At 70.6% G+C, this 22,819-nt stretch carries 23 protein-coding genes; 18 read left to right on the top strand and 5 right to left on the bottom strand.

Translation table 11 applies throughout. The annotated features are described in order from the left end of the window. From IPJ61_RS02180 to IPJ61_RS02170, 3 genes are read left to right on the top strand one after another with little or no spacing between them, the layout of a single operon-like run. Positions 1-639, top strand: a complete 639-nt coding sequence (locus IPJ61_RS02180) for a DUF4194 domain-containing protein (protein WP_297102552.1) — start codon at positions 1-3, stop codon at positions 637-639. Continuing rightward, the gene (locus IPJ61_RS02175) at positions 636-3,956 is read left to right on the top strand and encodes an ATP-binding protein (protein WP_297102550.1); all 3,321 of its coding nucleotides are present in this window, start codon (positions 636-638) and stop codon (positions 3,954-3,956) included. Before IPJ61_RS02180 ends, IPJ61_RS02175 begins: the two co-directional genes overlap by 4 nt. Beyond that, positions 3,953-5,179 (top strand): Wadjet anti-phage system protein JetD domain-containing protein, encoded by a 1,227-nt coding sequence (locus IPJ61_RS02170; RefSeq protein ID WP_297102548.1) that lies wholly within the window; start codon positions 3,953-3,955, stop codon positions 5,177-5,179. The genes IPJ61_RS02175 and IPJ61_RS02170 overlap by 4 nt, the downstream gene beginning before the upstream one ends. On the opposite strand, the gene IPJ61_RS02165 is transcribed toward IPJ61_RS02170, so the two are convergent. Together IPJ61_RS02165 and IPJ61_RS02160 are read right to left on the bottom strand one after the other, a co-directional pair. Next, positions 5,176-6,591 (bottom strand): FtsX-like permease family protein, encoded by a 1,416-nt coding sequence (locus IPJ61_RS02165; protein WP_297102546.1) that lies wholly within the window; start codon positions 6,589-6,591, stop codon positions 5,176-5,178. The two genes, IPJ61_RS02170 and IPJ61_RS02165, sit on opposite strands and share 4 nt — an antisense overlap. Then, positions 6,588-7,313, bottom strand: coding sequence for an ABC transporter ATP-binding protein (locus tag IPJ61_RS02160; RefSeq protein WP_297102544.1), 726 nt, complete (start codon positions 7,311-7,313; stop codon positions 6,588-6,590). Before IPJ61_RS02160 ends, IPJ61_RS02165 begins: the two co-directional genes overlap by 4 nt. A 135-nt stretch (positions 7,314-7,448) precedes the next feature. Here IPJ61_RS02160 and IPJ61_RS02155 point away from each other — a divergent pair, with 135 nt between their 5' ends. Together IPJ61_RS02155 and IPJ61_RS02150 are read left to right on the top strand one after the other, a co-directional pair. Then, complete coding sequence (locus tag IPJ61_RS02155) at positions 7,449-8,156, top strand: sensor histidine kinase (protein WP_297102542.1); 708 nt, start codon at positions 7,449-7,451, stop codon at positions 8,154-8,156. Continuing rightward, the gene (locus IPJ61_RS02150) at positions 8,153-8,821 is read left to right on the top strand and encodes a response regulator transcription factor (RefSeq protein WP_297102540.1); all 669 of its coding nucleotides are present in this window, start codon (positions 8,153-8,155) and stop codon (positions 8,819-8,821) included. The genes IPJ61_RS02155 and IPJ61_RS02150 overlap by 4 nt, the downstream gene beginning before the upstream one ends. Positions 8,822-8,833: 12 nt before the next feature. Here the strand turns inward: IPJ61_RS02150 and IPJ61_RS02145 are convergent, their stop codons facing one another. Further along, positions 8,834-9,805 (bottom strand): DUF1648 domain-containing protein, encoded by a 972-nt coding sequence (locus IPJ61_RS02145; RefSeq protein WP_297102538.1) that lies wholly within the window; start codon positions 9,803-9,805, stop codon positions 8,834-8,836. Between the two features lie 98 nt (positions 9,806-9,903). Between IPJ61_RS02145 and IPJ61_RS02140 the strand changes: the two genes are divergently transcribed. Both IPJ61_RS02140 and IPJ61_RS02135 read left to right on the top strand, forming a co-directional pair. Then, the gene (locus IPJ61_RS02140) at positions 9,904-10,611 is read left to right on the top strand and encodes a copper homeostasis protein CutC (RefSeq protein WP_297102536.1); all 708 of its coding nucleotides are present in this window, start codon (positions 9,904-9,906) and stop codon (positions 10,609-10,611) included. Further along, entirely contained in the window at positions 10,592-11,107 is a 516-nt protein-coding gene (locus IPJ61_RS02135) for an NUDIX hydrolase (RefSeq protein WP_297102534.1), read from the top strand. The genes IPJ61_RS02140 and IPJ61_RS02135 overlap by 20 nt, the downstream gene beginning before the upstream one ends. Here the strand turns inward: IPJ61_RS02135 and IPJ61_RS02130 are convergent. Further along, complete coding sequence (locus IPJ61_RS02130) at positions 11,082-11,837, bottom strand: hypothetical protein (RefSeq protein WP_297102533.1); 756 nt, start codon at positions 11,835-11,837, stop codon at positions 11,082-11,084. The two genes, IPJ61_RS02135 and IPJ61_RS02130, sit on opposite strands and share 26 nt — an antisense overlap. A gap of 126 nt (positions 11,838-11,963) precedes the next feature. Here IPJ61_RS02130 and nagB point away from each other — a divergent pair, with 126 nt between their 5' ends. The 9 genes from nagB (at position 11,964) to IPJ61_RS02085 (ending at position 20,362) form a co-directional block, all read left to right on the top strand. Next, positions 11,964-12,725, top strand: coding sequence for a glucosamine-6-phosphate deaminase (gene nagB / locus IPJ61_RS02125; protein WP_297102531.1), 762 nt, complete (start codon positions 11,964-11,966; stop codon positions 12,723-12,725). Positions 12,726-12,830: 105 nt separating this feature from the next. Then, on the top strand, positions 12,831-13,214 hold the full coding sequence (locus IPJ61_RS02120) for a cold-shock protein (RefSeq protein ID WP_297102529.1): 384 nt from the start codon (positions 12,831-12,833) through the stop codon (positions 13,212-13,214). Then, a complete protein-coding gene (locus tag IPJ61_RS02115; protein WP_297102527.1) occupies positions 13,215-13,982 on the top strand; it encodes a DUF3027 domain-containing protein in 768 nt (255 codons plus the stop codon). 57 nt (positions 13,983-14,039) lie between these two features. After that, positions 14,040-15,581, top strand: coding sequence for an NCS2 family permease (locus tag IPJ61_RS02110; protein WP_459251244.1), 1,542 nt, complete (start codon positions 14,040-14,042; stop codon positions 15,579-15,581). 75 nt (positions 15,582-15,656) lie between these two features. Beyond that, the gene (locus IPJ61_RS02105; protein ID WP_297102525.1) at positions 15,657-16,541 is read left to right on the top strand and encodes an ABC transporter ATP-binding protein; all 885 of its coding nucleotides are present in this window, start codon (positions 15,657-15,659) and stop codon (positions 16,539-16,541) included. A gap of 1 nt (position 16,542) precedes the next feature. After that, positions 16,543-17,331: an ABC transporter permease gene (locus tag IPJ61_RS02100; RefSeq protein WP_297102523.1), complete on the top strand. Its 789-nt coding sequence runs from the start codon at positions 16,543-16,545 to the stop codon at positions 17,329-17,331. An 11-nt stretch (positions 17,332-17,342) separates the two neighbouring features. Then, on the top strand, positions 17,343-18,443 hold the full coding sequence (locus IPJ61_RS02095; protein ID WP_297102521.1) for a sensor histidine kinase: 1,101 nt from the start codon (positions 17,343-17,345) through the stop codon (positions 18,441-18,443). Then, a complete protein-coding gene (locus tag IPJ61_RS02090) occupies positions 18,440-19,063 on the top strand; it encodes a response regulator transcription factor (RefSeq protein ID WP_297102518.1) in 624 nt (207 codons plus the stop codon). The genes IPJ61_RS02095 and IPJ61_RS02090 overlap by 4 nt, the downstream gene beginning before the upstream one ends. 339 nt (positions 19,064-19,402) lie before the next feature. Next, on the top strand, positions 19,403-20,362 hold the full coding sequence (locus tag IPJ61_RS02085) for a type IV toxin-antitoxin system AbiEi family antitoxin domain-containing protein (protein ID WP_297102517.1): 960 nt from the start codon (positions 19,403-19,405) through the stop codon (positions 20,360-20,362). Positions 20,363-20,551: 189 nt separating this feature from the next. Here the strand turns inward: IPJ61_RS02085 and IPJ61_RS02080 are convergent, their stop codons facing one another. Continuing rightward, positions 20,552-22,024, bottom strand: a complete 1,473-nt coding sequence (locus IPJ61_RS02080) for an MGH1-like glycoside hydrolase domain-containing protein (RefSeq protein WP_297102515.1) — start codon at positions 22,022-22,024, stop codon at positions 20,552-20,554. Between the two features lie 91 nt (positions 22,025-22,115). Between IPJ61_RS02080 and IPJ61_RS02075 the strand changes: the two genes are divergently transcribed. Next, positions 22,116-22,343: a hypothetical protein gene (locus IPJ61_RS02075; protein WP_297102513.1), complete on the top strand. Its 228-nt coding sequence runs from the start codon at positions 22,116-22,118 to the stop codon at positions 22,341-22,343. After that, positions 22,333-22,719 carry a type II toxin-antitoxin system VapC family toxin gene (locus tag IPJ61_RS02070; RefSeq protein WP_297102511.1) on the top strand — a complete coding sequence of 129 codons (387 nt, stop codon included), beginning with the start codon at positions 22,333-22,335 and terminating at the stop codon, positions 22,717-22,719. The genes IPJ61_RS02075 and IPJ61_RS02070 overlap by 11 nt, the downstream gene beginning before the upstream one ends. The last annotated feature ends 100 nt before the right edge of the window (positions 22,720-22,819 follow it).

Genomic DNA, 22,819 nt, shown 5'->3' with positions numbered 1-22,819 from the left:
ATGCAGAGCGCGCCTCGGCGGGCGGACGACGATGCCGTCGACGAGTTCGACGACGTCGACGACGCCGCCGTCGAGGCGCCCGACGACCCCGGGGAACTCGACCCGGGGACTCGCAGGGTGCTGCTCAAGCTGATCAACGGGCCGTACGTGCGGGCGCAGGACCACGCCCTCTTGTGGGCGGCGCTCGAACGCCACGAGAAGGTGGTGCGGTCCCGCCTGGCAGACCTCTACCTTGAGCTCGTCGTCGACCGCGACGCCGGGGTCGCCTTCGTCCGCAACCTCGCGCTCGACGACGCGCCGAAGGTGGTGCGCCGCCACCCGCTGACGCTCCTGGACACCGTGCTCGTGCTGTTTCTCCGCCGCCTGCTCCTGGCGAACCAGGGCGCCGCCGCACGGGTTTTCGTCGGACGCGACGAGATCGAGGATCAGCTGCGCGGCTTCCTGCGGGGCGACACGACGGACAAGAAGTCCCAGGAGGACAAGATCACCCGCTCGATCGCCAAGATGACCGGCAACTCGATCCTGCTGAAGGCGGAGGCCGACGACCGGTGGGAGATCTCACCGGTGCTGCGCCTGGTCTTCGGGGCAGACGAGGTCGCCGCGGTCACCACCGACCTCGAGAGGATGGCCGCTCCGTGAATCAGCACCGACTCGCGCGCGTTCAGCTGATCAACTGGGGGACCTTTGAGGGTGCCTGGGCGTTCGACGTGCCGTGGAAGGGCATGCTGCTCACCGGGCCGTCGGGCGCGGGGAAGTCGTCCGTGCTCGACGCCATGGCCGCGATCCTCGTGGCGCCCGCGAAGGTGCGGTTCAACGCGGCGGCGCAAGGGACCGACACCCGGGATCACGACCGCAGCCTCGTCACCTACGTCCGCGGCGCGCACAAGCGCGAGGCCGACGAGGAGACCGGGGAGGTGGGCGCGGCGTTCCTGCGCAAGGGGCCGACGTGGAGCGGGATCGCGCTCACGTTCGTCGACGAGGCGCGCCGCGAGATCACGCTGCTGCGGTTGTTTCACATCAGCGGCAGCTCCACCAACCGGGACGACCTGCGCTCGCTGTACGCCATCGCGCCCGGGCGCCCCGACCTGCTCGAGGTGAAGGACTTCGTGGCCAACGGCCTGGAGTACCGGCGCATGAAGAACGCCTACCCGGGTTGGCATCTCTACCGCCATGAGGGGTATTCGGCCTTCTCGGAGCGGTTCCGCAAGCTGCTGGGCATCGGCTCGGAACAGGCGCAGGTGCTGCTGCACAAGACGCAGTCGGCCAAGAACCTCACCAACCTCGACGCGCTTTTCCGCGACTTCATGCTCGACGTGCCGGAGACCTTCGCGCTCGCGGAGACGACGATCGCGCAGTTCGGCGAGCTGCGCTCGGCACACGCGTCGGTCGTCGATGCGCGGCGGCAGGTGGAGGCACTGGCGCCGCTGCGTGCGCTGGACAGCGAGCTTCGCCTGTTGGAGGATCAGCGCCGCGAGGTGCGCGAGCAGCTGACCCACCTCGGCACCTGGGTGACGACTCGGCGGCGCGAGGAGTTGCGCACCGAGGCCGACCTGGCGGGCCCCCTGCGCGACCGCCTCGTGGCGGAGGTCGATGCGGCCGGCGGTGAGGCGCGGGACGCGGAGGCGGAGCGGCGACGAAGCCAGCAGGCTGTCGACGGGTCTGGCGGCGGCGACATCCAGACCCTGGAGGAGCTGCTCGACGTCCATGTCGCGAATCGCGACGCGGCGGCCAAGGCACGCGACAGGCTGCAGCTGGCGGCAGACGCGATCGGTGCGGCGCTCCCCGTGAGCCCGGAGGACGTCGCGGGCTTCGGGGAGCGGATTGCCGAGGCCCAGGCAGAGCTGGCGGCCCGCGCGGCCCGCTTCGGGCGGGCCCAAGGCGAGCTGCTGCAGCGCAAGGGTCGACTGGCCGACGCCCATCGTCGGCTCGCCGACGAGCTGGATGCGGTGCGTCGGCATCGGTCCAACCTCGATGCGCGGCTGCTCGGCGTGCGCGAGAACCTGGCCCAGCTGCTTCAGGTGCCGGTCTCCACCCTGCCCTTCGTCGGCGAACTGCTCCAGGTGCGCGCCGAGGAGGCCGGGTGGACGGGCGCCATCGAGCGCGTGCTCGGCGGCTTCGGCCGTACCCTCGTCGTCCCCGCGCGGCACTACCTGGCGGCGGCGGAATTCATCGACGGCGAGTACCTCGGCGCGCGGCTCGTCTACGAGCGCGTCGAGCCCGAGGAGCGTGCGGCACCACCGGTTGCCGCCGAAGGGCTGCTGCCTGGCAAGGTGGAACTCGCCGACGGGCCCTACACCGGCTGGCTGGCCGAGCGGCTGCATCGCCGCTACGGCTACGCGTGTGTCGCGAACGTCGGTGAGTTCGCCGCCCACGACCGCGCCGTCACCCGCAACGGCCAGGTCAAGCACTCGACCCAGCTGCACGAGAAAGACGACCGGCGCCGTGTCGACGACCGGTCGCGCTGGGTGCTGGGTTTCTCCACCGAGGCGAAGGAGGCGGAGCTCGAGCGCCTCCTCGCGGTCTCTCGCGAGGAACTGGAGGGGATCGAGGCTCGGCTGCGCACACTCGACGCCGAGGATGCCGAGCGCCGGGACCGCGAGCGGGCGCTGCGGGCGCTGGAAGGCTTCGCGTGGGAGCAGGTCGACCTTGCCGCGCACGACGCACGGATCGCTGCCGTCGAGACGCAGCTGGGGCAGCTGAGAGACACCCACCGTGACCTGCGGGCCTTGGAGGTTGCGCTCAGGCGGGCCGTGGAAAGGAAGGCGAAGGCCGACGATGCGCTGGAGAAGCTTCGCGTCGCTCTGCTGCGGCAGGAGGACCGGTTGACCACCCTCGCGAGGGAGATCGGGGCAGTCGAGCGCCAACTCGCCGACGCGGAGCCGGTCCCCGATCCGGTCCGGGAGGCCCTCGATGACAGGGCCGCCAGCCTCGCGGCCACGGCCACCGAGCTGGACGGCCGGCTGCGGGAACAACTGCACGGCGCCGACACCGGCCTCTCGGAAGCGATCGGCAAGGCCGACCGCAAGGCAACCCAGCGGATGGAGCACTATCGCGACACCTGGAGGGCCGCGGCCGCGGACTGGGACAGCAGCCGCGAGTTCCTGCCAGAGTTCCTGGACCGGCTCGACGACTTGGAGGGCGACCGGCTCCCGGAGTTCGAGGACCGCTTCTTCGACCTGCTCGACCGCCAGGCCCGCAACAACATCTCGACGCTCGCGCAGCAGATCCGCAACGCGCACCGCGAGATCCGCAGCCGCGTCGACGAGGTGAACCGCTCGCTGCTGATGACCCCGTTCGGCCGCGAGGGCAGGCTTCAGATCAAGGTGCTGCATCGTTCGCTGCCCGATGTCGACACCTTCTTGCGCACGCTGAACCAGATCACCGAGGGCTCGATGCTCGACGTCGGCGGCGCGGAGGATCGCCGCCAGGCGGAGGAGCGTTTCGGCCGGATGGAGGCGCTGCTCGACCGGCTCGGCTCGGCGGACTCCGCGGACAGATCCTGGCGCGACCGGTGTCTCGACACCCGGCAGCACGTCCAGTTCCAGGCGCGGGTGATCGACGATGACGGCGTGCAGGTCGACGTCTACACCGGGTCCGGCGGGCGTTCCGGCGGCGAGCGGCAGAAGCTGGTCACGTTCTGCCTCGCCGCGGCCCTGCGGTTCCAGCTCGCGCCCGAGGGGCAGGCTGCGCCGACCTACGCGCTTGTCGTCATCGACGAGGCCTTCGACAAGGCCGATCACACCTTCACCCAAGCCGGCCTCGAGGTGTTTCGTACCTTCGGCTTCCAGCTGCTGCTCGCTACTCCGATGAAGATGCTCCAAACCATCGACGACTACGTCGGCGGCGTCGTCATGGTCACTAACCAGCCGGGGCGAGGGTCGATGCTGCAGCAGCTGCACTACGACGTCGAGGCCCCGTCGGTGGGGAAGGAACCCGAGCAGGGCGTGCTGCTGTGAGGACGGTCGACGATTTCCGGTCCTATGCCGCACGGGCGTGGGCTCGGCGCTTCCCGGCATGGCTGGGAGCGTTGGCCGAGGACGTGCCGGCCGAGCCGTTGAGCTGGCCCTTGCATCCGCCCACCGAGCGGGAGGCGCTCGTCGCGCCCGACCGCGCCGCCGCGTGGGCGACGGCGTGGCGCCGGTTCGGGGAGAGCGAGGGCGTCGAGGTGAGGTGGGCGACGCGCTCCTGGCCGTCGCTCGGCCATCAGGTCCTTCCCGCGCGCGTGTCCTGCGCCCCGGCGGCCGTCGCGCGCATCGCCGGCCAGGCCGACGGCTGGGGCGTCTCGGAGGCGACGGTCGACACTCTGCGCCGCGGTTGGCCCGACGTCGCGTTCGGGGAGGCCGTGCAGAGCGCGGCCCGGGCGCTCGTGAAGATGACGATCGAGGACGTGCCGAAGCTGGCAAGGGTGCTGGGCTGGCTCGTCGCACATCCCGGCTCGGGCCTCTGGGAGCGCGAGCTGCCGGTGGCGGGCGTCGACACCAAGTGGTTCGAGCGGCACCGCGCGGTCGTCGAGCCGCTCGCCGCGGCGATCACCGGCGAGGCCACCGGACTGCGACGCCACGGCGTTGGCTTCCGGGTGAGGATTCTCGACCCAGGGTCGTGGAGCGGCGCCGCGGAGTTCACCGTCGGTCTGGACGAACTGGTGGCCCTGGCACTCACGCCGGCGTACGTCCTGGTCTGCGAGAACCTCACGTCGGTATCGACGCTGCCGGAGTTGTCAGCGACCGTGGCGGTGCACGGGATGGGCTTCGCAGCGCCGTCCCTGGCCGAGGTGGGGTGGATCCGCGACGCCGCCGTCGTGTACTGGGGCGACCTGGACACCTATGGGTTCCAGATCCTCGGCTCGGTGCGGGCGGCGCTCCCGCAGACCAGATCCGTGTTGATGGATGCCTCGACGCTGGAGGCGCATCGTGAGTTCGCGGTTCCGGAGCCGCGGCCCTATCGTGGGGAGATCGGCTACCTCACCGTCGCCGAGCTGGAGGCGCTGGCCCTCCTCCGCGCCGACGACCTCCGCCTAGAGCAGGAGCGCATCCCCCGCGCCGCGGCCGCCGGTGCGTTGGGTAGCGCCGTCGGCGTGGTTCCCTACGCGGCGGGTCAACCGAGACGATTGACCACTAACTCGGCCGAACTGGCACGATCCTGCCAATTCGGCCGAGCTATAGGCGATTCCTCTCGCTAGTCGTTGCGGCGCTCGACGACGGCGAGGACCTGGCGCTGCAGCGGCTGGGTCGCGGCCAACGCGCCGACGGTCAGGGCGATGCCCGCGGCGAGCACCGCGCCGAGGACCAGCGGGCCCGAGGTCGCCTCCGCGCCGACGGACTCGGCCGCCTGGGACATCGGAAGGGCCAGCGCGGCCCCGGCGAGGGTGCCCATCGCGAGCGCCACCACCAGCGGTCCGAGGGTCTCGAGCCAGGTGACGCGCGAGATGTAGCCGCGGGGCGCCCCCATCCTGTCCAGGGCGCGCGACTGCTCGGCCCGCTCGAGGACGGCGGACGCCTGCGTGATCAGGATGGAGGTCGCCGTCAGGACGAGGCCGACGGACAGGGCGATCACGGAGCCCTTGGTGAAGTCCCACAGCGTCGCCTCGAAGAAGCCCGCGCGGTCGCCGGCGTCGGCGTTGAGCGTGATCGGCATCATCGCGATGTAGCCGCCGATCAGGGTCAGCAGCATCAGCCCCGACACCCGCTGCCAGGTACCGCGAGGGTTGGCCTGCACGCGCCGGGCCGCCCAGACCAGCGACGGGGAGGGGGCCTGGGCGACGAGCCTGCTCGCCTGCTGCAGCAACCATGGGGCGACCAGGTTGATGCCCCAGACCACGACCAGGATCACCGTCCCCATGACGAGGAACGGCAGCAGCGAGCGCCCGGGCGGGAACACCGTGAGCGTCACGAAGGCCAGGGCGAGGACGACGACGAAGGCCGCGAGCCGCCAGGCCCGCAGCGCGGGTCGAGAGGCGCGTCGGGCGACCCCGAGCGGCGAGATCCGGACCTGGCGCAGCCCCCACCAGGACGCGGCGAGGCCGATCAGCACGGTGCTGCCTAGCACCGCGGCGAGCAGCCACCACGGCAGCCACATCTCGTGCGCCTCGACGGGGAGCGCGATGAGCGTGAGGGTGTGCCACAGCGGAAGGGTCGCCCAGTAGACGATGAACCCGACCGCGCTGCCCAGGGCCGCCTGGATGAGCGTGTCGATCAGCGACATCCGCGTGACCTCGCCCGACGACAGCCCGATCAGGCGCAGCGTCGCGAGCCTGCGCTCACGGCCGCGGGCACCCAATACCGCGGCGGACGCCGCCAGCGACACCATCGACGGCACCACCAGCGCGCAGGCGATGAGGGCGAGGACGAAGTAGAAGAGCAGCACGCTCTCGAAGGTGGGGTCGGCCTCGACCATCTCCGCCAGGACTCCCGTGGGGTGCTGCCAGCGGTTGAAGAACATCCAGGTGCCGCCCGCGACCGTCAGCGCGAGCGCCGAGCACACGACGTAGGCGAAGATCGACGCCAGGTACAGCAGGGATTCACCCTGCCTGCTGCGGAAGCGTGACCGGGTCAGTTGCAGGCTCAGCGTGGAGAGGCCCCTCGCGCCGCTCATCGCGCGACGCCGTCCGCGTGTGCCTCAGACCACCCGGCGGCGAGGATCCTGTCGGCGTGGACGAGCCCGTCACGGATCTCGATCAGGCGGGAGCACCAGCGCGCGACGTTCGGGTCGTGCGTCACGAGGACGAGGCTGGCTCCTTCCATGGCGGCGGTGGTGGTGAGCAACTGCATCACCTCGTGACCCGTCGCCTGGTCGAGGGCGCCGCTGGGCTCGTCGGCGAATACCACCTTCGGCCGCCCGACGAGCGCCCGCGCGATGGCGACGCGCTGAGCCTGTCCGCCGGACATGTCACCGGGGCGTCGGGTGCGCAGGTCGGGGATGCCGATCCGGCCGAGCACGCCGTCGGCCTCCTTCAGCGCGCGGCCACGGGGCGTCCCGGTAAGCATGAGCGGGAGGGCGACGTTCTCGCGGGCCGAAAGCTCGGGGATGAGCTGGTTGTCCTGGAAGACGAACCCGAACTGGTTGAGCCGTACATGCGAACGGTCCCTGTCGCTTAGCCGGGCGAGGGCCGCGCCGTCGAAAGCGACCTCGCCGTCGTCGGGGGTGAGCACGCCGGAGAGGCAGTGCAGGAGGGTCGACTTCCCGGACCCGGAGGGGCCCATGATCGCGACCGTCTCGCCGGCGCGGATATCGAGGGAGACGCCGGCAAGGGCACGGACCTGGCCGAACGATCGCGTGATGTCGCGGGTGGTGAGCAGAGGGTGTTGCTGATTCATGCTTCCATCTCACTCGGGTCGGGGCCGTGAGACCACAGCGCCCGCGATGGTCTTGGGGTAGTGCTGGCACTACCTTTCCACGCCGCCAGGGTGGGGCGGGTCATACTCCAGGCCCCATCCGATAGGTTCGTGGTCGTGTGGTTTCGACGTCGGCGCCGCGAGTCGAACGAGGACGCGGCGGCCAGGGAGATCGCCGAGCTGACCGCGTCTCGGCGGATCATCGTCGACGCCTACGAGGTGGAGCGGCGGCGGATCGAGCGGGACCTGCACGACGGCACGCAGCAGTACCTCGTGGCGGCGGCGATGAAGCTGGGCGAGGCGATGGGTTCCGAGTCGGTGAGCCGCGACCCGGAGGTGAGGGTGTTGCTCGCCGACGCCCGCGCCGCCCTCGCGCTCGGGCTCGACTCCCTGCGCGCCACCGTCCGGGGCATTCACCCCACGATCCTGGTCGAGCGCGGGTTGGCCGCGGCACTCGCCGATGTCGCGAACCGCTCGCCGCACGTGCGGATCGTCTGCCCCAATCCGCTGCCCGATCTCCCCGAGGGCGTGCTCGCCACCGGATACTTCTTCGCGACCGAAGCCATCGCCAACGCGGCGAAGCATGCGCCCGGGGCCGACGTCACCGTCTTGTTGACGGCGGATCAGTACTTGCGGGTCTCGGTGGTCGACGCCGGCCCCGGGGGAGCCCGCATCGTCTCCGGGCACGGGTTGTCGGGACTGCGCGAGCGGCTCGCGGCCTTCGGCGGCGAGCTGACGATCTCGAGCCCGCCGGGCGGTCCGACGCAGGTGGCGGCCTCGGTGCCGCTGCTGCTGCGGCGCGGCGAGACGGGGGTGACGGTGTGAAGAGGCTCGTCGTGGCCGACGACTCGGCGCTGCTGCGGGAGGGTCTCGTCGGCCTGCTGACCCGGCAGGGGTTCGAGGTCGTGGCGCAGGAGGCGCGGGCCGACGCCCTGCTCGCGCGGGTGCGGCAGCTTGCTGCCGATGGCGAGGCCCCGGACGCGGTCATCACCGACGTGCGGATGCCGCCGACGATGAGCAACGACGGGCTGCGCGCCGCGCGGGAGCTGAAGTCCGAGCTTCCGGGCTTGAGCGTGCTGGTGCTCAGCCAGTACGTCGCCCCGCTGTACGCCCAAGAACTGTTCGCGCTGCCCTCGGGGCCGGGCTCCGGCGGCTCCGGCTACCTGTTGAAGGACCGCGTCGCCGAGGTCGCCGACTTCGTCGCCTCGCTCCGGCTCGTCCTCTCCGGCGGCGTGGTAATCGATCCGGACGTGGCCCGCGCGATGATGCGCAGCAGCCGCAGCGGGTTGGGCGAACTAACCCAACGCGAACTCGAGGTGCTCGAGCTCATGGCGCGCGGGCTGTCCAACGCCCAGATCGCCGCTGAGCTGTTCCTCTCCGGCGCGGCCGTAGCGAAGCACGTGTCGAACATCTTCATGAAACTAGGTCTGGCGCCGGGGGAGGAGAATCGCCGCGTGCGCGCGATCCTCGCCTTCCTTGCCGAGGGGTGAGGAACCGTTCGACTACTCGTCGGCCGCGGCGACGAGGGTGTTGATCACCGCCGCGACGTGGTCGGCCGGGTCGAGGGTCACGTAGAAGGGGCCTTGTCCGGCGCGATCGACGCGGACGGCGTCGCCCGACGACGTGATCAATCCGATTGCGCCTTCGCTCCCGAGCTGCGCCCGCAGTCCGATGCCGCCGAACTCTCCCCAGTGGACGACGACGGCGTCGGCCCGTTCGATGCTGGAGAGCGGGACCGTGACCCAGGTGATCCCGAGTGAGCGGACCCGGACGCCGCCCGCGTCCACGAAAACCGTCGCCCCGAGGAACGCCCACATCAAGAGCCCGACGATGGCGCCGACGCCCAGCATCACTCCCGCCATCGTCCACTGCGTGTTGGCCGCGAATACCGCAGCCAGCACGATCAGGGGCAGCGTTGTCGCCCACCCGCCGATCCGCACGCCGCGGCTGGTGCGGGTGTGGCCGGTCCAGACCAGCCTGTTCGCGGAGGAGGTGCGGAGCCGCGGGACCGTCGTCGGCAGGCTGCCGCGGCGTCGCTGCGTGGTGACGACCGGGGAGACGCGGCGGACCAGGAGCGCCGCGAGCACTCCCACGGTGATGCCGGCGACGAACGCCCATGCCAGCGCTGCACCGACGGTGGCCTCGGCGGCCTCGCCGTCCACCTGGGCGGCGATGCTCGCCGCGCCGAGGACGCCGATGAAGGTCGCCGTGCCGATCGCGACCGGCGCCAGAGGGCGCAGCTGCCGCGTCGCGAGGCCAAGCCCGACGAGGAAGAGCACGGTGAGCCCTCCGCCGACCAGTGGCCAGACCCAGGCGGTCGCCAAAGGGGTGAACCCGTCAGCGACGCCGTCGGCTCCCCAATGCGAGGCGACGGGGTCTGGGAGGCGGTCGCCGAGCGCCGTGACGACGAGCCACGGCAGCGAAAGCACCGCGGCAGACCAGACAAGTGTGAGAACCAGGTACCAGCGGGGCATGTTGTGATCATGCCCGTTGGGGCGAGTTCGCGGTAATTCCTTGCCAGGCACCGCCCGGTAAGCGCTCCGCGGCAGGATGAGTCGGGCAAGATTGGGCCATGAGTGTGCTTGAGGTGATCGCCCTCCACGCGGCGGACGCGGAGCGGGCCGAGGCGGGCGGTGCCGACCGTGTCGAGTTGCTGGGCACGATGGACCACGACGGCCTCTCGCCCGAGCCGCGCGTGGTCGAGAAGACGCGGCGTGCGACGTCGATCCAGATCCGTCCCATGGTGCGGCTCCGCGAGGGCTTCGGCACCGACGGTGGAGAGGTGGTCCGGTTGAAGGGACTCATCGCCGCCTACCTCGACGCGGGCGCCGACGGTGTCGTCCTCGGCTACCTGAACGGCCTCAACCGCATCGACCTGGAGGTCATGCGCGAACTCATCGGCGAGGGCGACGTGCCGTGGACGTTCCACCGCGCCATCGACCACTGCCTCAACCTCGACCAGGCGTGGGCCGACGTTCGCAACCTACCCCGCGTATCGGCCGTGTTGACCGCGGGATCGGCCAGGGGCGTCGAGCAGGGCCTCGACGAACTCGTGCGTCGCGCGACCGCCGACCACGACGTCGCGCGGCTGATCATGGCGGGGGGTGGGCTCAGCCCGGAGCACGTCCCATGGCTGGTCCGCGCCGGCGTGCGGGCCTTCCACATCGGCTCCCCAGCCCGCCCGGGCCGCTCCTTCAAGGCGTACGTGGACCCCGAGCTCGTCGCAAGCTGGCGCGACCTGATCGACGACGAAGTCGCGCATGCCCGCCACGCGCGGTAGGCCCGAGAAACGCAGGACCGGCGCCCGTATTGTCGTGCGTGCGGGCGACGAGGTGCTGCTGCAGGGCGACACCGACCCTGGCATCCCGGGGTCGCGGTTCTGGCAGACGCCCGGCGGGGGCATCGACCCGGGAGAGTCGCCCCGCGATGCCGCCGTCCGCGAGGCCTACGAGGAGACCGGGCTGCGCGTCGACCCCGACGACCTGCTCGGCCCGGTCGCGCGCCGCGTCGTCACCCACGGCTATTCCGACCGGATCCTGATCCAGGAGGAGACCTTCTTCCTGCTCCGCACCGACCGGTTCGCTCCCTCCGCGGCGGCGCTGACGCCGCGGGAGATCGAGAGGCGGGTGGAGCAGGGCTGGTTCCCGCTCGACGCGCTGCCGGCGGACACGTGGCCTGCCGAGTTGCCGAGGATCGCTGCCTGGGATGGTGGGGCACCGCTCGACCTGGGCGAGGTCGAGGAGTCGACGGTCAGACTCTCTTCGCCGCCGCGATGAAGAAGATGAACGCGAACACCAACGAGATGAGGCCTGCGAGCAGGTTGTTGTCGCCCAACGTCTGGTTGAGCCACTGCCACAGCAGGAGCGCGCCGCCGCTGGAGATCGCGAGCGAGCCGGCCATGCCGCTCAGCGGGCGCGTCCGGAGACCGAGCACGCCAGCGGCGATCAGCAGGAACGGCGCGGCGAACCCCAGGAGGAAGCCCGCGAGGCTGAGCCCGCCCGCGACCTGCGCAAGGCGTCGCTGTGCCGGATCGACGGCCGGAGGGCGCGGCCCCTGGTAGGGGATAACTCCTCGCTGCGGCACGGGGGAGTTCCGGGGCGCCTGTGGCGGCGGATACCGGGTGAGGTCCTGCGGAGGCGGACCGGGCACCTGCGGAGGCGGGTAGTCCAGAGGGGTCCCCGACGGCGGCGCTTCCGGCGCCGTCGCGGTCGAGTAGCTGGCAAAGGGCTGACGCGGGTCGCGGGTCCCGTCCGCGCGGACAGGTGCCGTCAGAGACGCAGACGACACCTCGAAGGCTGCCCGAGGATCGCGCGTCGATGGTGCTGCCTCGCCCAGCGTGTCCAGCCCCGGCTGCTCCGCCCCGACCAGATCCCGCGGCGGCTCGACGGCCCCGGGGGTCTCCGCGCGATAGGGCTCGCCCTCGGGGAGGGGCGCGGCGGTCGGCGTCGCGAACCCGTCGGGCCGTTCCCGGGGCGCGTACGCCGCGCCGTCGCGCCAAGTAGCCATGGGCTCAATCGTAGTGAAACGCGCAACCCCACTGCTCTTGTCGGTGGCGAATTTCTGCGCGATGGCCCGGTTCGCCCTAGCCTGGGAGAGTCGCATTGCCTAAAGCCGAGTGAGGTACCAGCCCGCATGGAAGTTGTGATCTGCAAGAACGCCGAAGAGGCTGGCCGCGTCGCCGCCGACCGCGTCGTCGCACACCTGGAAGGGCTGGTGACACCCGTCGTCGGCTTCGCCACGGGCAGTTCGCCGTTGGCGCTCTACGCGGAGCTCGCCCAGCGGGTCGAGTCCGGCGATCTCGACCTCTCGCACGCCCTCGGCTTCGCCCTCGACGAGTACGTCGGCATCGACCCCGCGCACCCGGAGAGCTACGCGAACGTCATCAACCGCACCGTCACCGTGCCGCTGAAGATGGACCCGGAGCGCGTGCGCGTTCCTGACGGCGCGGCCGCCGACCCGCAGGCCGCCGCCGACGACTACGACGCCGCGATCGAGCTCGCGGGCGGCGTCGACGTGCAGATCCTCGGTATCGGCTCCAACGGGCACATCGGCTTCAACGAGCCCTTCTCCTCGTTCTCGTCGCGCACCCGCGTGAAGACGCTGACCGCGCAGACCCGCGAGGACAACGCCCGGTTCTTCGCGAGCATCGACGAAGTGCCCCGCTACTGCGTGACGCAGGGCCTGGGCACCATCATGGACGCGCGCGTCGCCGTCCTCGTCGCCACCGGTGAGAACAAGGCCGACGCCGTCGCTGCGATGGTCGAAGGCCCCGTCGCCGCGGTCTGCCCGGCCTCGATCCTGCAGTTCCACCCGCGCGCCATCATCGTCGTAGACGAGGCGGCCGCGACCAAGCTCGTCCACACCGAGTACTTCCGCTACCTGCAGCAGGACTGATCTCCACCGAATCCCCTCCCCCTGGCGTAGGAGGGGGTGAGGAGACACCTCCGACGGGATAGACTGCCATTTCCGAGCAACTTTCTAGTCAGGAGCGGGAACGACGTGCCTACCGGTCGAGTGCGGTTCTTCGACGCCGATAAGGGCTTTGGTTTCATCACCAAGGACGACGGCGGCGATGTCTACGTGCGTGCGAACGCGCTGCCCGCGGGCGTGACAGCGCTCAAGGCGGGGCAGCGCGTCGAGTTCGGCGTGATCGAGGGTCGCAGGGGCGAGCAGGCGCTCAGCCTGCAGGTGCTCGAGCAGCCGCCGTCGCTGTCGAAGGCGCAGCGGAAGAATCCCGAGCAGATGGCGGTCATCGTCGAGGACCTGATCAAGATGCTCGACCACATCGGCAACGACTACCGGCACCGCCGTCACCCCGACAGCCGCCATGCAGGCAAGGTCGCGCAGCTGCTGCGCCGCGTCGCCGACGAACTGGAGCTGTAGATGGCCAAGCCCAAGCTCGACGCCGTGACGGCGGGAGCCGTCGACCTCGCGCGCGCCGCCGCCGTCGAGACCGGAGGCGCGGACGCCGTCGGCGAGCACCAGGACGTCGTTGCGGAGGGCGATCGCGTCGTCACCCACACCTTCGAGTGCCTGCTGACCGGCTACGCGGACTGGCATTGGGCCGTCACGCTGGTGCGCGCCTCGCGAGCGAAGGAGCCCACCGTCAACGAGGTGGTGCTGCTGCCGACGGCGGGAGCGCTGCTCGCGCCGGAGTGGGTGCCGTGGGCGGACCGGATCGGTCCCGGCGACATCGCGCCCGGAATGCTCATGGCCACGCCGGACAACGACCCGCGGCTCGAGCCCGGGTTCGCCGCCACGGATCTTCCCGCCGACAGCGATGCGGGCGAATGGGTGCAGTTGCGCAGCACGGTCGCCGAGCTCGGCCTCGGCCGCGCCCGCGTGCTCAGCCACCACGGCCGCGACGAGACGGTCGAGCGCTGGCTCGCGGGCCCGCCCGGCCCGTCGGACGAAGGGTCCCGCGAGGCGCCCGGCCCGTGCTCGACCTGCGGCTACTTCGTCGCGCTGCGCGGCTCGCTCGGCACCCTCTTCGGCGCCTGCACCAACCAGTACTCCGCGTCCGACGGCAGGGTCGTCTCCCTCGATCACGGCTGTGGCGGCCACTCCGACATCGTCGCCGAACAGCGCCCGAAGGAACTGCCCGCTCCCGCCTTCGACACCCTCAGCATCGACGAGTCGCTCTTCAGCTGAGGTCTACCAGCGCCCCGATGATGCCCCGGAGAGGCCGCACCACTAGGGTGTTCCTACGTGGCAACGAATACCCCCTCGGCAGCTCAGCTGCCCACCGAGCCGGGAAATCTGACCGGCCTTGACCGCTTCTTCGAGATCACCCAGCGGCGGAGTTCCGTCGGCCAGGAGATCCGGGGCGGCCTCGTCACGTTCTTCGCGATGGCCTACATCATCGCGCTGAACCCACTCATCATCGGAACCGGCGCCGACAAGAACGGCAACCTGATCTCGGGCGCCGCGAAGTTCACCGACGCCGCGATGACCCAGGTCGACGGCGCGGCCGTCGGCGCGTCGATCGCGATGGTCGCCGCCGCGACAGCCTTGATCGCCGGCATCATGACCATCCTGATGGGCGTCGTCGGCCGGTTCCCGATGGCGATCGCCTCGGGCCTCGGCCTGAACGCGCTCGTCGCCTACACGCTCGCGCCGCAGATGACCTGGCCGCAGGCCATGGGCCTCGTGGTATGGGAGGGCATCATCATCACGATCCTCGTGCTGACCGGCTTCCGCACCGCCGTGTTCAAGGCCGTCCCGCCGCCGCTGCGCACCGCGATCTCGGTCGGCATCGGCCTCTTCATCGCCTTCGTCGGACTCGTCAACGCGGGCATCGTCCGCCCCGGCGGCGGCACCCCCGTCACGCTCGGCATCAACGGCCACATGATGGGCTGGCCGATCCTCGTCTTCCTCATCGGCATGACACTGCTGATCACCCTGCACGTACTGAAGGTCAAGGGCGCGATGCTGATCTCGATCATCGTCGGCACCGTGCTGGCGCTGGTCGTCGAGGCCGTCGGTCACATGGGCGGCCAGGTGCCCGACGGCTCCAACCCGACGGGGTGGGCGCTCAATGTCCCCGCCCTTTCGAGCTTCTCGCTGCCCGACCTCGGCCTGCTGGGTCGCGTCGACATGGTCGGCGCGTTCTTCCCGGACGGGACGTTCTCGGTGGCGCACGCGCTCGCGCTCATCGTCCTCGTGTTCTCGCTGCTGCTCGCCGACTTCTTCGACACCATGGGCACCATGGTCGCCGTGGGCTCCGAGGGCGGCCTGAACGACGCCGACGGCATGCCGCCGCGCACCACCGAGATCCTGCTCGTGGACTCGCTGGGCGCGGTCGCGGGTGGCCTCGGTTCGGTGTCGTCGACCACCAGCTACGTCGAGTCGACGGCGGGCGTCGGCGAGGGCGCGCGCACGGGCTTCGCGTCGGTGATCACCGGTGCCGCGTTCTTGGCCGCTATCTTCCTTGCGCCGCTGGTGAACCTTGTGCCGTTCGAGGCCGCCAGCCCCGTGCTGGTGTTCGTCGGCTTCCTGATGATCTCGCAGATCAACGAGATCGACTGGACGCGCCCCGAGATCGGCATCCCCGTCTTCCTGACGATCATCCTGATGCCGTTCACGTACTCGATCACCGTCGGCATCGGCGCGGGCTTCCTGGCCTACGTCTTCATCCGGCTGATCCGTCGCGAGGCCACCAAGATCCACCCGCTGATGTACGTCGTCGCCGCGATGTTCGTCATCTACTTCGCCCAGGGTGTGCTGCTGAACCTCATCGAAGGCTCATGAAAGTGACATTCGTCACGACCGTTTCGTGACAGTGCCCCCTGGTCGGCGCGGCAGTGGCCGCGAAGACTGGGGGGCATGAACGAGACACCCGGCATCCGCCTCACCTCCCTCACCAAGCGCTTCGGTGCGCTCACGGCCGTCGACGACATCGACCTGACCGTTCCCACCGGCCAGATCCTTGCGCTACTCGGGCCCAACGGAGCCGGCAAGTCGACGACCACCGAGATGATCCTCGGCATCACGCGCCCGGATGCGGGCGAGGTGCGCGTCTTCGGCCGGTCGCCGGTCGCGGCGACCCGCGCGGGCGACCTCGGCGCGATGCTGCAGAACGGCACACTGCTGTGGGACACGAAGGTCGGCCGGCTGTTGCGCGGCATGCGCGCGCTGCATAGCCACCCGTTGCCGCTCGACCGCGTCATCGAGCTCGCCGACGTCGGCGAGTTCCTCTCCACCAGCACGAGCAAGCTCTCCGGCGGCCAGGCGCAGCGGGTCCGCTTCGCGCTCGCCATCATGGCCGACCCGCGGCTGCTGATCCTGGACGAACCCACCGTCGGTCTCGACGCCCTGTCGCGCCGCCGCTTCTGGGACACCATGGCCGACTTCGCGGCCACCGGCCGCACTGTCGTGTTCGCCACGCACTACCTCGACGAGGCCGACGAGTTCGCCGACCGGATCGTCGTCCTGAACAAGGGATGCGTCATCGCCGACGGCACGGGGCGCGAGATCCGGCAGGTTGTCGGCGGGCGCATCGTGTCGTTCACGGGCCCCGAACGCGACTGGACCCGGCTGCCCGGCGTCCTGGCGGCCACGTCCGAGGACGGCCGCCACCAGCTCAGCTGCTCTGACTCCGACGCCACTCTCCGTGCGCTTTTCACCCTCGACGGCGCGGAGGTTCGCGACGTCGAGGTCACCTCGCCCAGCCTCGAGGACGCGTTCCTCGCCCTCACGGAAGCAGCATGACATGACCGCCATCGCAGCCTCCGGCACCGGCTTCTCCGGTGCCCGATTCGCGCGCTACTACGCCTTCAGCCTCGGCACCATCCTCCGCGACTGGTCCTTCCTCGTCTTCATCATCGCGATGCCGGTGACGATGTACCTGTTCTTCAGCGCCATCTATGGCGGGGAAGGCGACGACCCTGCGGGCTCCGTCATCGCCGCGGTGATGATGGTCACCATGGCTACCTACGGCGGGCTCGGCGCCGCGATGAACGCCGGCGCCAGCATCCAGTCCGAGCGGTCCTCAGGCTGGTTCCGGACGCTCATGCTCACGCCGTTGAACCCTGCCGAGTTCGTGGGCGCGAAGGTGCTGACCGCCGTCACCGTCGTGATGCCCGCGCTGCTCATGGTGTTCGCGGCAGGCATCGTGCGCGGCGTCCGGCTCGACCTTCCGGTCTGGGCGGCGACGTTCGGGCTCCTGCTCGCCGCGCTCCTGCCCATGGTGCTGCTCGGCCTGTCCATCGGGCTCGTGTTCAAGCCCCAGACGGCGTCGGCGGTGACGACGCTGACCATGCTGGCGCTGTCGATGGTCGGCGGGCTGTGGGTGCCGCTGGACCTGATGCCCGGCGCGATGCAGGCCGTCGGGCGGCTGACGCCGTCGTACTGGGCGGGGCAGATCGGCAGCTGGCCCCTCGTCGGCGGCGCCTTCCCGTGGCGCGGCGTCCAGGTGATCGCCGTCTGGTCGATCCTCCTGCTGATCCTCGGCGGCCTCAGCTACCGTCGGGCTGTGCGCACCTCGCGCCGATCGAACTGAGGGAGAGGGCGATGATCGACGACCGCGCGGCACCGGCGTTCGTGCCGGAGGCCTGCGAGCTGCCCGGGTGGCGTCGCGGCTTCGCCCAAGGCGCCGGCTACACGCTGCCGTCGCTCGCGTTCCTCTTCATCCCGATCTATTTCCTGCGCGACAGCCCGCACGTGTGGGTGGTCACGGCGCTCATGTTCGGCGTCGGGACGTTCATGCTGGGCACCAGCTGGGTGCTGCACCTCGGCGAGGCCCGCCGCTGGCTGTGGCTTGCGGGACTGATCGGGCTCATCGTGACGTTGGGGATCGTCACCGACGGCGAGGCCAAGTTCGCCTACTTCGCGCCATTCCCGGCCACCGCGGCCGCGCTGCTGATCCGCTGGCAGGAGGCTCGGTTGGTGATCGTGCTGATCTCGCTGGCCGCGGGCGGGTGGTCGCTCGCGCAGGGCGACATCTTCGGGATGGTGCTGGCCATCATGGCCGCCACCATCGGTTCCACCGTGGGTCTGACGCTGCAGGCCGAGCACGCGCGGCGCCGGGCGGAGGTGGCGGAGCAGCGCACGGCTGTGCTTGCCGTCGCGGCGGAGCGCGAACGCATCGGCCGCGACCTGCACGACATTCTCGGCCACTCTTTGACCACCGTCGCGATCAAGGCGGACCTGGCCGCCCGGTTGGTGGGCCGTGACGACGAGGCGGCGCGGGCGGAGATCACCTCGCTAGGCGCCGTCGCCCGCCAGGCCCTCGCCGACGTCCGTGCCACCGCCTCCGGCATGCGGCATGTGCGGCTCGCCTCCGAGATCGCCTCAGCCCGCTCCGTTCTGGTGGCCGCAGGCGTCGAGGCAAGGACCCCCGCGGCGGTGCCGGACCTCGACGACGACGCCTCCGAGGTGCTCGGCTATGCCGTCCGAGAGGCGGTCACCAACGTCGTCCGGCACGCGGCGGCGAGCACCTGCACCGTCGAGTGCGGACCGGGCTGGGTCCGGATCCGCGACGACGGCGCCGGCATCGCGCCCGGCGCCGCGGGGGAGGGCCTCGACGGCCTCCGCCGCCGCGTCGAGGAGGCGGGCGGAACGTTGAGCGTCGAGTCAGGAGAGGCCGGAACCGTGATTGAGGCGAGGATATGACAACCACGATCGTCATCGCGGAGGATCAGGCGCTGATCCGCGCGGCGCTGCGGGCAATGCTCGACCTCGAGGACGACCTCACCGTCATCGGCGAGGCGGGTACCTGCGCGGAGGCGATCGCCGTCGTCGGCGAGCAGCGGCCGGATGTGCTGCTGCTCGACGTCCAGATGCCCGACGGCGGGCTCGGCGTCGAGGACGGGCTTGAGGCCATCGTGCCGGTGGCCGAGGCGTCGCCGGGGACGCGGGTCATCGTCGTGACGACGTTCGGGCGCCCGGGGTATCTTCGTCGCGCCTTGGAGGCCGGCGCCGTCGGGTTCCTTGTCAAGGACACGCCCGCGGACCGGTTGGTCGAGGCGATCCGGCGGGCCGCGCGCGGGCTGCGCGTCGTCGACCCGGAACTGGCCGCAGCGTCGCTGTCGATCGGTCCCACGCCATTGTCAGCGAAGGAGGCGCTGGTGCTGGGCGCCTCCGCGGGCGGCGCGAGCACCGAGGAGATCGCCGCGGCGGTGTCGCTGTCGGAGGGCACGGTCCGCAACTACCTGAGCTCGGCCATCGGCAAGCTGGGCGCCCGCAACCGCGCCGAGGCCCTCCTCACGGCGACCGACAACGGCTGGGTGTGAGCAACAAGAGCAGCGAGGTTGATTCCGTCACGCGCAGAGGCCACGGAGGTTGAGTCCGTCACGCGCAGAGGCCACGGAGGTTGAGTCCGTCACCGTTCTCCGCTGCACGGGGTTAGCCAGGTTCCGGATGTCAGCATCCTGACGGATCCAGCCTGAGTAACCCCAAACCGCTGAGCAGCTGAACGTTTTCAGCCTCGCCAATCCCAGGGGCGACTGCATGTTTCAGCCTGGGCGACGGCGTGGCTGGCGCGCAGCTCCTGAGCCAGCCTTCAGCTGGAGTTATCCACAGGTCGCGCGATCGGGGTAGCGCTCGCGGCGAGCGCCGGGCACCATCGTCGGATGGACAGAGCTGCGTTTGCCGCGTGGATGGGCGCCGTCGGGGGCGTCGCCACGAGAACCGAGCTGATCGCCGTCGGTGTGAGTTCCGGGACGATCGCTAACCGTGTCCGGACCGGCGAGTGGCAGCGGCCGTTCCCCGCGGTGTTCCTGCTGTTTCCCGGTGTGCCGTCCTGGGAGCAGCGCCTGGCCTGCGTGCAGAAGTGGGTCGGGGGCCGCGGTGTGTTCTCCCACCAGACCGCCGCGTATCTTCACGGCCTCCGTAAGGACCCCCCCGAGGTCCTCGACATCACGGTTCCCCAGTCGGCCGGGCTGCGGTCCACCCCGCGGTGCACCATCCACCGACCCACTGTCCCGAGCACGCGGACCGGTACCCCGCAACGCACCTCACTTGAGCAGACCGTCGTCGACCTCGTCGATGACGCCGCGACCAACGGTGAAGTTCTCGACGTCCTGATCGCTGCCATCCAGACGCGGCTGAACCCCACCACCTTCGTCACCCAGCTCAGCACTTACCCGCGTGTGCGGAACCGCGAGTTAGCGCTCCGGCTGCTCGAGGTCACCGATGAGGGCGTCGAGTCCCACCTGGAGCTGGAGTACCGACGACGCGTCGAGCGCGCTCACGGCCTTCCTCGAGCGGTACGCCAGAAGTGGGAGAGGATCCGAGGGCGTTGGATCCGTTCGGACTGTTGGTATCCAGGGTTCCGTGTGCGCGTCGAGCTGGACGGTGAACTCGCTCATCCGGGGCGCGCCACGGACGCCGACGTGATGCGCGACAACGACGTTCTCGTCACCCGCGACGAGATCACGCTGCGCTATCGCTGGCCCCACGTGCACATCACGCCGTGCGACACCGCCGGGCAGGTCGGTGCCGCGCTCCGCCGCCGTGGCTGGCGGGGGCGGATGAAGCAATGCTCCCCGGGCTGCCGCGCCGTCGACATCGCGAACGGCCACGCCGGCTGAGCCACCGGACACACGCAACCCCTACTCGCGACGTTTCAGGTTGAGTCCGTCAGTGGCCGACCCCTAGCGAGGTTGGATCCGTCACCGATCCACGCCGCTGACGGTCAGCCAGGTCACGGACGTCAGCATCCTGACGGATCCAGCCTGGGCAACCCTGGACTGCCGGGCAATCGAACGGAATCGACCTGGCTAACGCTCAGGCCGCAGTTCGATCTCGACGGTGACCGGCCCGGTCGCGTCTGCGGGGACGGCCACGGCGTCGGGGTTGATGGGGACGCCATCGCGCCTGATCGACCAGATGGTCGCGCCGTGACCGCGGATGTCCACCGTGAGGAGAGCGTGGCGGTAGCGCAGGTTCCGGAGGGCGACCGGCCCGGTGCCGGGCGGCACGAGGGGCTGGATCGCGAGCCCGCAGGGAAGGAACCGGATGCCGATGAGGCCCTCGACGACGGCGCCGATGTAGGCGGTAGCCGACCACGTCTGGTCGCGCTGGGACTCCCACTCGGCCCCGGTCTGCCAGCCGCCGTGGGGCGCGCCGGTGACGGCGTCGTAGGTCTCGAAGAAGTCGAAGCCGCTGCCGGCGACGAGCGAGACGATGTCGCCCAGCGCCTGGCCGAACAGGGCCTCGTCGCGGGTGCGGGCCACCGCCTGGGCCCAGAAGCCCATCACCATGGGCCAGAGCAGGGCGTTGTGGCGGCCCGGTCGGTCGTCGCTGTAACCCTGGACGTGCGGCCACAGGTTGACGACGCCGCGCGGCTGCCGATGGGCGCCCGTGACGACGGCGGCGGCGCGCTCGTCGTCGGCCGCGAGCGCGGCAAACGCGAGCCCGAGGCCCTCCTGAGAGGCATCGACCCGTCCATCGGGGTAGTTGAGGAAGCGATAGCGCCCCAGCACCGGATCCCAGAAGGTGCGCTCGATGGCGGTCGCGAGCGCGTCCGCGTCGTCACTCAGGGCCCTACGCGCCGAAGGCGTCGACCGGAACCCGGGCCGCGGGGGCCCAGATCGGGCGCTGGGCCGCCCGAGGCGGTCGAGCTCGTCGGCCATGGCGAGCAGTTCGCGATGGGCACGGAGGTAGACGAGGTTCGTCGAGAGGCAGGCGATCCGGTGCGTCGCGGGATGGTCGAGCACGAACGAGTGGGTGGACGCGCGCGCGGCGTCGACGAGGTCGTCGGGGTAGCCGCTGATGCCGTCCTGCATGACGGCGGGGCCCTCGAAGAGTCCGCGCCGGGGATCGAACCGTCGCGCCCTGAGCCCGGCGAGCGAGCGGACACCGATGCCGAAAGCCGTCTCGAGGAAGTCCTCATCCCCGGTCACCAGGTAGGAGCGCCAGGCTCCGAGGACCCAGATGATCGAGTCCCACCACTGGTTGTCGCGCGCGATGATGGGCGCGCCGTCGTCGTCGTGGTCGCACACCATGGTGAGGGTGTCCCGCGCCACGTCGGGGCACAGCGGCGCCCCCGCCTGGAGCGCATTGATCGCGGCATCCCGCGTCCATGGCTCTGGGTAGCCGCCTCCCGCGCGGAGGTACAGCCGTGGCTCGTGAGCGCCCCGGCCCGGCACGACGTTGCAGTCGAGCACGGTGGCGACGGCAGCCTCGAACGCCCGCTCGAGGTCGGGTGTGTCGGCCGCGGACAGAGTAGGTCGGGTGTCGTCGTCGCCCATGGGTGTTTCCTCCGAGGTCCTGGTGCTGCCGGTCCAACCATGCCGTACTGCGAACCACGGCACCGCGCCCAACAGTATGTAAAATGGATGCATGACAGCTACTTTGATTCAGATTCGGGGGGTTGCGCCCGTCTCGCGTGATGTTCTCGCCTCGCGCGCAGCCCGTAACGGGCAGTCGCTGACCGCGTACCTCCGCGACCTGCTTGAGCGGGAGGCGGCCACGCCGCAGCTCGACGAGGTCTTCGGCCGTATCGACCGACGGTCCGAGGTTGCGTCCCTGTCGAGCGTCGACATCGTGCGGCGCGACCGTGAATGCTGAGGCGATTGTCGTCGATACCTCGGTGATCGTCGATGCGCTCGTGGGCGCGGACGGCAAGGAACTGCGGGCGCAACTCCTCAGTAAAGACATGCACGCGCCGTCGCTGATCGACTACGAGGTGATGAGCGCGCTGCGCGGGCTCGCCCTGGGCGGTCACGTGAGCGAACAGCGGGCCTGGGACGCCGTCGACGACTTCTTCGACCTCAGGATCCGGCGCGCGTCGCTCGGGCCGATGGCGCAAGAGGTTTGGCGGCTGCGTCATCGGGTCACAGCCTACGATGCCGCTTACGCGGCGCTGGCAGACATGCTGGGTGTGCCGTTGTGGACCCGCGACCGGCGGCTGGCGGAGGCCGTCCCCGGGGTGCACGTCCTGTAGTGGCGGGCTAATCCCGGATCGAGGGGTGACCGAACGTTTTCAGCCTGCGTAGCGCCAAAACCGGCGACAGCGAGGGTCGGTTGAGTGGCGCCGGTGGTGC

Origin of the sequence: Tessaracoccus sp., assembly GCF_016714275.1 — a bacterium.
Lineage (GTDB): Bacteria > Actinomycetota > Actinomycetes > Propionibacteriales > Propionibacteriaceae > Arachnia.
Note: the sequence above shows the minus strand (reverse complement) of the source record. Positions and strands in the feature narration are given on the sequence as shown.